Origin of the sequence: Gordonia oryzae (genome assembly GCF_003797185.1) — a bacterium.
GTDB classification, from domain to species: domain Bacteria; phylum Actinomycetota; class Actinomycetes; order Mycobacteriales; family Mycobacteriaceae; genus Gordonia; species Gordonia oryzae.
The window spans coordinates 1-11,563 of sequence record NZ_RKMH01000024.1 but is presented as its reverse complement, the minus strand read 5'-3'; the positions used below and the strand labels follow the sequence as shown (position 1 = coordinate 11,563).

Here is an 11,563-nt window from a genome sequence, read left to right as displayed (position 1 = left end):
GTGACCAATCCCCCGCAATTCCCCACCCCCGACGATGCCCGGCCCTCTGCCTCGCCGGCGTGCAGCGAGCCCGACCCGAACGCCTCCGGCCACGATCTGAAACGGATCGATGCCCTGACCCATCCCGACCCGCATTCCTTCCTCGGCGCTCACGACACCGGCACCGGTTTCACCGTGCTGCGGACGCTGCGTCCCACCGCAACATCGGTCACCGCGGTTATCGGCGGCGTCGACTATCCGATGACCGCCCAGACCGACGATCTGTTCGTCGTCGCGGTCCCGATCGAGGGTCTCATCGACTACCGCTACCGCGTGGAGTATCCCGACGGCGCCGGCGACCGCCAATCCTACGTCGTCGCCGACGGTTATCGCTTCCTGCCGAGCGTCGGCGAGATCGACCGCTACCTGTTCGGCGAGGGCCGCCACGAACGTTTGTGGGAGGTCCTCGGCGCGCGGCTGGTCAGCTACACCACACCCGACGGAGAGGTGTCGGGGACCGCATTCTCAGTGTGGGCCCCAAACGCCCACGGCGTGGCGGTGATCGGCGACTTCGACTGGACCGGGCGCACCGCGCCGATGAGATCACTGGGCTCCAGCGGCATCTGGGAACTCTTCCTGCCCGACATCGGCGCGGGCACCCAGTACAAGTTCAAGGTGCACGGCGCCGATGGGGTGATCCGCGAGAAGGCCGACCCGATGGCGTTGGGCACCAACGTGCCCCCGGCAACCGCGTCGGTGGTGACCACCACGGCGTACGGATGGTCCGACGACGCGTGGATCGCCACCCGCGCCGCCTCCACACCGGCCACCGAACCGATGAGCATCTACGAAGTGCACCTCGGATCATGGCGAATGGGGTTGTCCTATCGGGAGATCGCCGAGCAACTCGGCGACTACCTCGTCGAAAAGGGCTTCACCCACGTCGAATTCCTGCCGGTCGCGGAGCACCCCTTCGGCGGCTCCTGGGGATATCAGGTCACCAGCTATTACGCACCCTCGGCCCGGTTCGGCCACCCCGACGACTTCCGGTATCTCGTCGACCACCTGCATTCGCTCGGGATCGGCGTACTCGTCGACTGGGTGCCCGCCCATTTCCCCAAGGACGAATGGGCGCTGGCACGCTTCGACGGCACCGCCCTGTATGAACACGCCGACCCGATGCGCGGCGAGCAACTCGACTGGGGCACATACGTCTTCGACTTCGGACGCCACGAGGTACGCAACTTCCTGGTCGCCAACGCGCTGTTCTGGTTCGACGAATTCCACATCGACGGCCTACGCGTCGACGCGGTCGCCTCGATGCTCTACCTCGACTACTCGCGCCCGGCCGGCGGCTGGCGTCCCAACATCTACGGTGGGCGCGAGAACCTCGAGGCAGTGCAGTTCCTACAGGAGACCAATGCCACTGTGCACAAGCATTTCCCGGGCGTGGTCACGATCGCCGAGGAATCGACGGCGTGGCCGGGCGTGACCCGCATGACCGATCTGGGCGGGCTGGGCTTCAGTTTCAAGTGGAACATGGGCTGGATGCACGACACCCTCGGCTATCTCGGTCATGATCAGGTTCACCGCAGCTTCCACCACCACGAGATCACCTTCTCGATGATGTACGCGTGGAGCGAGAACTTCGTCCTGCCGCTCTCCCACGACGAGGTCGTCCACGGAAAGGGCACGCTGTGGACCCGGATGCCCGGTGACTCGTTCACCAAGGCCGCCGGGGTCCGTGTGTTCCTCGCCTATCAGTGGGCGCATCCGGGTAAGCAATTACTGTTCATGGGACAGGAATTCGGTCAAACCCGCGAGTGGGCCGAGGACCGCAGCCTGGATTGGTCACAGATGTCGGGCTGGGAAGGCGAACTGCATTCGGGAATCTCAACTCTCGTGACCGACCTCAACCGGGTCTACCGACAGACCCCGGCCTTGTTCAGCGCCGACACCGACCCGGCGGGTTACGAGTGGATCGACGCCAACGACACCGCCAACAACGTCATCAGCTTCCTTCGATACGGAGCGGACGGCTCGGTCATCGCATGCCTGTTCAATTTCTCCGGCTCCGATCGCAGCAACTACCGCATCGGGCTTCCGATGGGAGGAACCTGGGCCGAGGTCCTCAACACCGATTCGTCGGCGTATTCGGGTTCCGGTCAGGGAAATCTCGGCAGCGTCACGACCGACGACCAACCATGGCACGCACGTCCGGTCTCGGCGACGGTGATGCTCCCGGCGAACTCGGCGATCTGGCTGGCCCCGGTGCCAATCGATTCCCCGCCTGATTCCGCTCTGACGACCATGTGATCACCCACGTTCGTAGATATCCCCCGATGCCACTGCCCTGCTCGGCCACACTCATGCGGCATGTGACGAGCAGTCCGGAGTCGATCATCACCACCGCGGTCCTGGTGATCGCCGTCTTGCTACCGTCCCTCTCCGTCCTCGGCGGAGCGATCCAGACCGCACCCGGCTGCATCGGCTACCTGTTGCCAGGTCGGCAGCGACCTCTGGATCGCACTGGGATGGTGCGTCACCATCTTGGTGATCGCCTACGCCGCCGCGATGGCCGCCTACCGACACGAGGTCTGGTGAGCACGAGACCCCGAACCGACCCGCCCTGGTTTTGCGGTAGCGCTACCGGCTCGGGCCGTGTCCGGACTCAGTACAGGGCGCTCGCTAGCTTGCGCCGGGCGCCGACGACGAACGGTTCGGCCGGATCGAACAATTCGAAGAGTTCGAGTAACCGGGTGCGGGCCTGGGTGCGGTCGTCACCGGCGGTCGCGCGCACCACCTCGATGATCCGATCGAATGCGGCCTCCGGCTGCTGCGCGAGCAGGAGCACATCGGCCGCCGCCAATTGCGCGTCGATGTCTGCGGTCGCGGCGGTTTCCACGATGGCCGGATCGTGGGCCTGTGCCCGTATCACGAACTCGAGGTTGCGTGCCGCCGAGGCGGCCTCGACGTTGTCGGGCTCGGCCTCCACGATCGCCCGGTACGCGCCGAGCGCGCCGTCGAAGTCCCCGGCGTTGAGCAGCTCCTCGGCGGCGTCCATCCGTGGATCGGTGGTCTCTGGCTCCGGCCCGTCGGCGTCGGGAACTCCGGTCAGGTGACCGCCGACCTGGGAAAGGATCTCACCGATCCACGCGGTGATCTCCTGCTCGCTGCGTACCCCGTTGAACGCGGCGACCGGTTGGCCCGCGGCGATCGCCACGACCATCGGGATCGACTGCACGCGGAAGGCCTGCGCGATACGGGGATTCGCGTCGACGTCGACCTTGGCGAGCACCCACTGCCCGCCGGCCGAGGCCGCCATGCGCTCGAGCACCGGCGAAAGCTGCTTACAGGGCTCACACCAGGTGGCCCAGAGGTCGACGACGACAAGTTGCCGTGTCGACCGGGCGAGCACGTCGGTCTCGAAGGTCTCCTCGGTCACGTCCAACACCGATCCCGGCGCGCTGGGGCCGGATACCGGCGGTCCACCGGGAGCTGCGGAACGCTGCGGTTGCGCACGTTGGGCTTCCGCGCGTTCCTTCAGTGCGGACAGGTCGACTGCACCGGACATCGCGACAGCTGCGGCCGCCTGCTGAGCTGCCGCTGCCTGTGCCCTGTTGGAAGGTCTGCTCACCCCTACAGTGTGTCATGACCGCGCGACGCACTCACGTACGTGAGGTTCGCTCACTTCTGTCGGACGCGGCAACCACCCCGGCGGTCACGACCGCGAACGCGAGGGCGAGCAACACCGGTGTAAGGCCGAGACGCAGACTCGAGTGGCCGCCGATCACGCCGACGATCGCCGGCCCGGCGAGCATGCCGAGATAGCCGCAGCCCACCACCATCGAAATCGCCCGCCCACTCGAGCGCTCGGTGAGATTGCCCGCGGCAGTGAAGATCTGCGGGATGAGCCCGGCCAGCCCGATCCCGAAGATCGTCCATCCGATGATCGCGACGATCGCCGAGGCGGTGGCTGGCGTCGACGGGACGAGCACGATGACCATTCCGACGGCTGCGATGACCGCGCCCCCGCGCACCACCGACACCGGTCCCACACGTGCCGCGATGGGATCGACGACGAACCGGGCGGCCATCATCGCCGCGCTGAAACTCGCGAAGGCGATGGCGCCGACCGCCTCCCGTGTTCCGAACGTCTCGACGATGTGCAACGCACTCCAGTCGTACGATGTGCCCTCGGCGAGCATCAACACGAACGCCAATGCCGCCATCACCGACAGGCGTCGTAGGTCCACCTCGCGCCACCACCGGGCGCGTGGGGCATTCGGCGAGGCCAGGACTCCTGGCTCGGACGACTCGGTGCTGGCGTCACCGCAGGGGGCGCCCTGTGCCGAAACCGAGACCGGGTCGCCACCTCGGGCGACGATTCCCCGTGCGGCGACGGCAACCACGACCAGTCCGATGCCGGAGAGCACCGCCACCGTCGCCACCACCGGCCATCGCAGCCACAGCCCCAGTGCCACCGCACCGGAACCCAAAAGTCCACCGACGGAGAAGAAGCCGTGGAACGCCGACATGATCGGGCGCCGATAGATCCGTTCCACGGCGACGGCCTGCGCGTTCATCGACACGTCGAGGGAACCGTTGGCGAACCCGAAGAGGGCGAGCGTGCAGGCGAGACCGATCGTGTCGGTGGCCAGGACAGGACCCAGCATCACCGGGCACAGCACCACCGCTGCGGCGATCGTGATGGGTCGCGAACCGACCCTGTCGATCAGATGCCCGCACACCTGCATCCCGACGAATGCCGACGCACCCACGAGCAACAGCAACGCGCCCAAGACCTCGTGCGAGGTGCCGGTGCGTTCGGTGATGACCGGGATGTGGGCCACCCAGAGTGCGGCCAGAAAGCCGTTGAGGCAGAACACGGCGGCCACGGCGGCGCGAAACCGGCCCAGATGCCCGGGCGCCGACCGCCCGATATCGGTCAATTCTGCAGGTGAGCGTCGACCCGGGCGACCTTGCCCGCCAGTTCGCCGGTGTGCCCGGGCCGGATGTCGGCCTTGAGCACCAGCCCGACGCGGGGGGCGAGTTCGGCGACCGCCTCGGTGGCCTGCTTGACCACCGCCATCACCTCGTCCCACTCACCCTCGAGGTAGGTGAACATCGCGGTCGTCTGATGGGGCAGTCCGGATGCGCGAACCACACGCACCGCTTGCGCCACCGCGGCACTCATGCCGCCGTCGTCCTCTACCGCATCGCCGCCCGACGGCGTGATGCTGAATGCGACGATCATCGTTGCGTCCCCATCAGCGGAGTGTCTCAGGCAGCCGGATATCTCAGGCAGCGGCCGCTGCGTTGCTCGTCGACTCCGACACGGACAGCTCGGCGAGGTGTCCGTGTCGCCGGGCCCACCACTCGAAGACCAGCGTCCCGAACGGCGGGATACTCGAGAACAGGGCCAGCCCGGTGACCTTCACGCTCCAGCGCAGAGAAAACGCGGTCAGCAGCGAGATCACCACGAACACCATGAACACGATCCCGTGCGTCATGCCGGGGATCTGCACTGCGCCGTCGTGGCCGAGCACCCACTTGAAGAACATGGCCACGAGCAGCGCTGCCCACGTGATGGCTTCGAGTACCGCGACGAAGCGGAATCGTTTGGCGGGCGTGGACAGGTCGAAGAATTGCCTCATGCGCTCCATTGTGCCCGAGCTGGCGACAATCTACGACATACGGTAGTAGCCGTGCGCGATCCGACGTGCGCCACGTCACGGCCAAGGGATGGTTGAGGCGTCGCTCAGACTCGCGAGATCAAACCCTGGAGATCAGACTCCGACGATCAGGCCTTGGGAACCCGGACGATCAGCGCATCGCCCTGCCCACCCGCGCCACAGAGTGCCGCGGCACCGACCCCGCCACCGCGTCGCTGCAATTCCAGCGCCAGGTGCAGCGTGATACGCGCCCCGGAGGTGCCGATCGGGTGGCCGACGGCGATCGCTCCACCATTGACATTGACAATCGACTCATCGACGCCCAGCGACTTCGTCGAGGCCAGCCCGACGGCCGCGAATGCCTCGTTGATCTCGATCAGGTCGAGGTCGGTTGGCGCGATCCCGGCCCGGTCACATGCCTTGCGGATGGCATTCGCAGGCTGCTGCTGCAGGGAAGAATCCGGGCCGGCCACGACACCGTGCGGACCGATCTCGGCGAGCCAGTCGACACCGAGCTCGGCGGCCTTGGCCTTGCTCATCACGACGACCGCGGCCGCCCCGTCGGAGATCTGCGAGGAGTTGCCCGCGGTGATGGTGCCGTCCTTGCGGAAGGCAGGCCGCAGACCGGCCAGCGAATCAGCGGTGGTGTCGGCTCGGATGCCCTCGTCCTCGGCAAACTCGATCGGATCGCCCTTGCGCTGCGGGATCGACACCGGAACCACCTCGTCGGCGAAGACACCGTTCTTCCAGGCCGTGGCGGCGAGATGATGGCTGCGCGCGGCGAACTCGTCCTGCTCGGCGCGGGTGAATCCGTCGACGTCGTTGCCCTGCTCGGTCAGCCCACCCATCGGCTGATCGGTGAACGCGTCGAACAGTCCGTCGTAGGCCAAATGGTCGACGAGTTCGGTGTTTCCGTACTTGAAGCCGCTGCGGCTGCCCGGGAGCAGGTGCGGCGCCTGGGTCATCGATTCCTGACCGCCGGCGACCACCACGTCGAACTCTCCGGCGCGGATCAGCTGGTCGGCGAGCGCGATTGCGTCGATCCCCGACAAGCACATCTTGTTGATCGTCAGCGCGGGTACGTCCCACCCGATGCCGGCCTTGACCGATGTCTGGCGTGCGGGCATCTGCCCGGCGCCGGCGGTCAGGACCTGACCCATGATCACGTACTGGACCTCGGAGGCAGCCACCCCCGAGCGCTCGAGTGCACCCTTAACAGCAATGGCACCGAGGTCGACGGCACTGAATCCCTTGAGCGAACCGAGCATCCGGCCGAACGGCGTGCGTGCGCCGGCAACGATCACCGACGTCGTCTGATCTGGGGACATGGGACCTCCACGACTCGGACCGCGGCACCAACCGAGCGGTCGCTCTGTACTTTGTCGCCTCTAACGCTACCGTTAGGCCATGAGTACTCCCGCAGTTGACCCCGCCACCACGCACTCGCCGACCGCGCTGATCGGCGATCTCGTCGTCGCAATCGACCACGTCGGCATCGCCGTGCCCGATCTCGATGCCGCCAAGCAGTGGTATGCCGAGAATCTGGGCTTCGTCGAGCTCCACGAGGAGACCAACGACGAGCAGGGCGTACGTGAGGCGATGATCGGCCCACAAGGAGGTGGCGGTGCCGTCATCCAACTTCTCGCGCCGCTGACCCCGGAGTCAACCATCGCGAAGTTCCTCGACCGCAGCGGCCCAGGACTTCAGCAGCTCGCAGTGCGGGTCACCGACATCGTGGCGGTGATGGACCGCTTGAGGGCGAACGGCGTCCGCGTGCTGTACCCGCAGCCGCGTCGCGGCACCGCCGACTCCCGGATCAACTTCGTGCACCCCAAGGACGCGGGCGGCGTACTGCTAGAGCTGGTCGAGCCCGCGGCGTCGGCCCACTGAGGTCCCGCCGGACCGTCGACCCCCTCGGCACGTGCGGGTGCTGCGATTAGACTTGCCCGCATGTCAGCCCCTGCACCCAGGCAGCAGTTACCGTTCGCGATCGTGATGCGCGGGTACGACCGAGAACAGGTCGCCGACCGCCTCCGGCGCATCGACGCCGACATGCGGGTACTGGCCGCGGATCGCGACGCGGCCACCTCACATGCCCGCGAGCTCTCGGCACACCTGGCCGATGCCCGCGATGAGATCGAGGAGCTACGTCGCGAGGTCGACAAGCTCTCGGTGCCACCGACATCGGTGACCGGCATGAGTGAACGGCTCTCGCGCATGCTGCAGTTGGCCTCCGACGAGGCCTCGGAGATGCGTGCCGACGCGAGTGCCGAAGCGGCCGAGACGGTGTCCGTGGCTCGACAGGAGGCCGAGGACATTCAGCGCAACGCCACCGAAGAGGCCAAGCGGATCGTCGCCGACGCCCGCGCCCGGGCGAGCACGATCGTCGGTGACGCCGATGAGTATTCGGCGAAGACGCGCAACGAGGCCGACGCCATCAAAACCGCGGACGCCGCGGACGCCGAACGCGCCGCCGCCGAACGCGCCGACCGCGCCGCCGCGATGGAGTCCGAGCACGAGAAGACTATGGCCGCAGCCAAGGCCGAGGCGCAACGGATCCTCGCCAAGGCGCGCACCGAGACCGAGGAACTCCGGCGTCGCACGGCACAGGAGTTGCAGGACGAGCGGACTCGACACGACGCCGAGCTGTCCGCCCAGCGATCCGAGGCGAACGCGCTCGCCGCCGACATCGAGCGCAACGCTCGCGCCATCGCCACCGAACGGGTGGCGCGCTCGCGCGAACTCGGCGACTGCGTCACGAAGGCGCGCGAGGAGATCATCTTGGAGTTCTCGCGGATCTCTGAGCGTCTCGCCGAACTCCCGGCGTTGCTGAACACCGAAATCGATGCCGAGCTGACCACAGCATCCGAACACAGCGACGCCGAACTGCTCAACACCCTGTTGTCACGCGACGCGCAGATCGACACCGAGCCGTTGCAGAAGCCCACCGGCCGCAACGGCCGCCACGCAGGCAAGCGCGCCGATACCGCACCGATCGAGACCGCCGCACTCGAGGTCGAGCAGAACTAATCGGCTGCGCACGACCGCTCAGAAAAGTCGGAACTCCGTACTTTCGGTCCCGCGGAGTGCATCGTAATCGAGTACGAGACAACGGATTCCGCGATCCTGGGCCAGGGTGCGCGCCTGCGGCTTGATCTGCTGTGCGGCGAACACCCCGCTCACCGGGGCGAGGAGCGGATCGCGGTTCAGTAATTCGAGATACCGCGTGAGCTGTTCGACTCCGTCGATCTCCCCGCGTCGCTTGATCTCCACCGCGACGGTCGCACCGTCGGCGTCGCGGGCGAGGATATCGACCGGACCGATCGCCGTCATGTACTCCCGGCGGATCAAGGTGTGGCCGGGGCCCAGGGTCTCGACGTGCTCGGCGAGCAACTCCTGCAGATGGGCCTCGACGCCGTCCTTCACCAGCCCCGGATCGACGCCGAGTTCGTGGGTCGAATCGTGTTCGATCGAGGTGATGGTGATACGCAACTCCTCACCGGCCTTGTTGGTCACCACCCAGTAGGCGACCACCTCATCGTGCGCAGAGGCGACCTCCTCGGGCACCGGCTCCTCGGCCAGCCAACAGGGCGGACTCATCCAGTTCAACGGTTTGTAGGCGCGGTCGTCGGCATGCACGCTCACCGACCCGTCGGACTTGATGAGCAGCAACCGGCGCGCCATGGGCAGATGAGCCGTGAGCCGTCCGACATAGTCCACTTGGCATTCCGCGATCACCAGACGCACAGACGGCAGCTTAGCTGCTCTGCCTGAGTCTCGAAGAACCCCACTCCGAGGGCCGCAGCGGAAATCCCCTCCGGCGATCAGCGGCCGAGACACATACGTCACGGGCGCCGAAAAGACTCCAGCTGGAATTCCTCGGCATCGCGCACCGCGGCCTCCATCGTCGAGTGCACGTGCGGCAGCGTCGGATCGAGACCCAGGAGTTGTTCGGGCGCATTCAGATTCGGCACCACGAAGTCGGAGCGATGACTGTCCACACTCGCCCGTACCACGCCATCGGGATCGACGAGCATGGCGCGCTGCCCGCGAAGTTCTGTGGTGTGTTTGATACCGAGCAGCATCGTCCGGGCGACCGGATCGATCACCCCCACCCGCGAGATCTCTACGATCACGACATCGAGGTCGTCGAGATCGGACTCGATGCGACGCAGCGCGCGCTCGGCGCCGGCGAACGTCAGATCCCCCTGCAATTCGTACACCAGCACCCGGCCCCGACAGGTTCGCAGGTAGCTGCGCTGCAGTTCGTCCCACTCCGCACCGACCTCGAACTCGACGATCGAGTACACCGACCGGATGGACACCCGGCTCTCACGCGTCACGTTGAACATGTGCAGGCCCAGGTCACGGGACAACCGCCGACACGTGTCGACGCCACGGACGCTGTTGCCGTGCTGATCGAGGCGCGGTGAGTACACACCGATCCCGAGCTGGCCGGGAAGCACCGCCAGAATGCCGCCACCGACCCCGCTCTTGGCCGGCAGACCCACCGAGGTGACCCAGTCCCCGGCGCCGTCGTACATGCCGCACGTGGTCATCACACTCAACAGCCGCTGGGCCACCTCGTTGCTCAGCACCCGACGACCGGTGCGCGGATTGACCCCGCCCGCGGCGATAGTCGCGGCGACCGCGGCGAGGTCGTCGCTGGTCACCCGCAGCGAACATTGACGAAAGTAGAGGTCCAGCGCCGCTTCGGGGTCGGTGTCGACCGCGCCGAAACTGTCGAGCATGTAGACGATCGCACGATTGCGGGAACCGGTGGCGGCCTCGGAGGCGTAGACCTGCTCATCGATCGTCAGATATCTCCCGGCGCAACCGGAGTAGAACTCGACGAGTTCGTCGAACGCCTCGTCCACGGCAGCGGCCGGCAGCGACCGGACCGGCGGCAGCAGCATCGACGACGCCAGGATCGCCCCCGCGTTGATCATCGGATTGCGCGGGCGCCGTCGCTCGTCAACGCTGATCTCGTTGAATGCCTCACCCGACGGTTCAACGCCGATCTTCGCATCCACCACCGCCACGTCGAGTCGGGTCAGCGCGAGCGCATAGGTGAGCGGCTTGGACACCGATTGGATCGTGAACTCGACGCCGACGTCACCGAGGGAATAGGTATTGCCGTCGTGCATGCACATCGACAGGGCGTATCCATCGGCGTCAACGGAGGCGAGTTCGGGGATGTAGTCGGCGACCGCGCCGGAACGATCGGAGGCGCACTCTTCCATGATGTGGCGCAGGTATCCGTGAACATGCGATATCGGCACGGCACCAATCTATCCAGTAGGACTGACATCCGGCGGCGAGACGGGCCGCCGACGTCAAAGGCGGGCGCCGTCGATCAGTACGGGACGCAAACGCATGTCGCGCACCACCACATCGTCGGCGAAGCGGTACGCGTTGGCACACAGAATGCCAAGGAAATGCACACGGAGACGGGGCACTCGGCTCGCACGATGATTGCGCGCTCGGCGACCCCGACGAGGTTCTGCGACAGTTCGGCCGCACGACGCCCACCAGTGTGCGCAGCAGCGGGTATACCGAATATCGGTGGATGCGCGGCAGTCGTGGTGGATGCCTCCGGAGGTGGACTACTCGAACGATACCTACGCACTCGGGTCGCCCGCCAACGATCTCTTGCACGCAATAGACAACAGCGGTAGTGATGACACCACGCGACAACCGGGGGTTCGGCGTGGTGGAGGGATAGCGTGTCCGCTTCGGGGTTGAGTCTGCTGCAGGAACGACAGCGTCGGAAACGGTCCAGAATATGTGTGCGTCCCGGTGCCTGTTCTGCGCGCCCGCAGGTGGGGTTAGATGGGTGATGCCCCGCAACGTGGTGTGTTGCGGGGCATCCCGGAGGTGTTGTTCGGCGGTGTCCTACTCTCCCACAC

At 66.5% G+C, this 11,563-nt stretch carries 10 protein-coding genes; 3 read left to right on the top strand and 7 right to left on the bottom strand.

Features of this window, described 5'->3' with window-relative positions; translation table 11 throughout:
* Positions 1–2,295, top strand: coding sequence for a 1,4-alpha-glucan branching protein GlgB (gene glgB / locus EF294_RS20665; RefSeq protein ID WP_123932995.1), 2,295 nt, complete (start codon positions 1–3; stop codon positions 2,293–2,295).
* Between the two features lie 355 nt (positions 2,296–2,650).
* Here glgB and EF294_RS20655 read toward each other — a convergent pair whose 3' ends face one another.
* The 5 genes from EF294_RS20655 to EF294_RS20635 form a co-directional block, all read right to left on the bottom strand.
* Complete coding sequence (locus EF294_RS20655; protein ID WP_123933037.1) at positions 2,651–3,553, bottom strand: tetratricopeptide repeat protein; 903 nt, start codon at positions 3,551–3,553, stop codon at positions 2,651–2,653.
* 94 nt (positions 3,554–3,647) lie between these two features.
* Complete coding sequence (locus tag EF294_RS20650) at positions 3,648–4,931, bottom strand: MFS transporter (protein ID WP_123932993.1); 1,284 nt, start codon at positions 4,929–4,931, stop codon at positions 3,648–3,650.
* A complete protein-coding gene (locus EF294_RS20645; protein WP_123932991.1) occupies positions 4,928–5,236 on the bottom strand; it encodes a thiamine-binding protein in 309 nt (102 codons plus the stop codon). The genes EF294_RS20650 and EF294_RS20645 overlap by 4 nt, the downstream gene beginning before the upstream one ends.
* 43 nt (positions 5,237–5,279) lie before the next feature.
* Positions 5,280–5,645: a DUF3817 domain-containing protein gene (locus EF294_RS20640; protein ID WP_123932989.1), complete on the bottom strand. Its 366-nt coding sequence runs from the start codon at positions 5,643–5,645 to the stop codon at positions 5,280–5,282.
* Positions 5,646–5,782: 137 nt separating this feature from the next.
* A complete protein-coding gene (locus EF294_RS20635) occupies positions 5,783–6,982 on the bottom strand; it encodes an acetyl-CoA C-acetyltransferase (RefSeq protein ID WP_123932987.1) in 1,200 nt (399 codons plus the stop codon).
* A 79-nt stretch (positions 6,983–7,061) separates the two neighbouring features.
* On the opposite strand from EF294_RS20635, the gene mce reads away from it, so the two are divergent.
* Both mce and EF294_RS20625 read left to right on the top strand, forming a co-directional pair.
* Positions 7,062–7,544 (top strand): methylmalonyl-CoA epimerase, encoded by a 483-nt coding sequence (gene mce / locus EF294_RS20630; RefSeq protein WP_123932985.1) that lies wholly within the window; start codon positions 7,062–7,064, stop codon positions 7,542–7,544.
* A gap of 60 nt (positions 7,545–7,604) precedes the next feature.
* Complete coding sequence (locus EF294_RS20625; protein WP_123932983.1) at positions 7,605–8,684, top strand: coiled-coil domain-containing protein; 1,080 nt, start codon at positions 7,605–7,607, stop codon at positions 8,682–8,684.
* Between the two features lie 18 nt (positions 8,685–8,702).
* Here EF294_RS20625 and nucS read toward each other — a convergent pair whose 3' ends face one another.
* Both nucS and glsA read right to left on the bottom strand, forming a co-directional pair.
* Entirely contained in the window at positions 8,703–9,401 is a 699-nt protein-coding gene (nucS, locus tag EF294_RS20620; RefSeq protein WP_123932981.1) for an endonuclease NucS, read from the bottom strand.
* 98 nt (positions 9,402–9,499) lie between these two features.
* Entirely contained in the window at positions 9,500–10,936 is a 1,437-nt protein-coding gene (glsA, locus tag EF294_RS20615) for a glutaminase A (RefSeq protein WP_123932979.1), read from the bottom strand.
* Positions 10,937–11,563 lie beyond the last annotated feature (627 nt).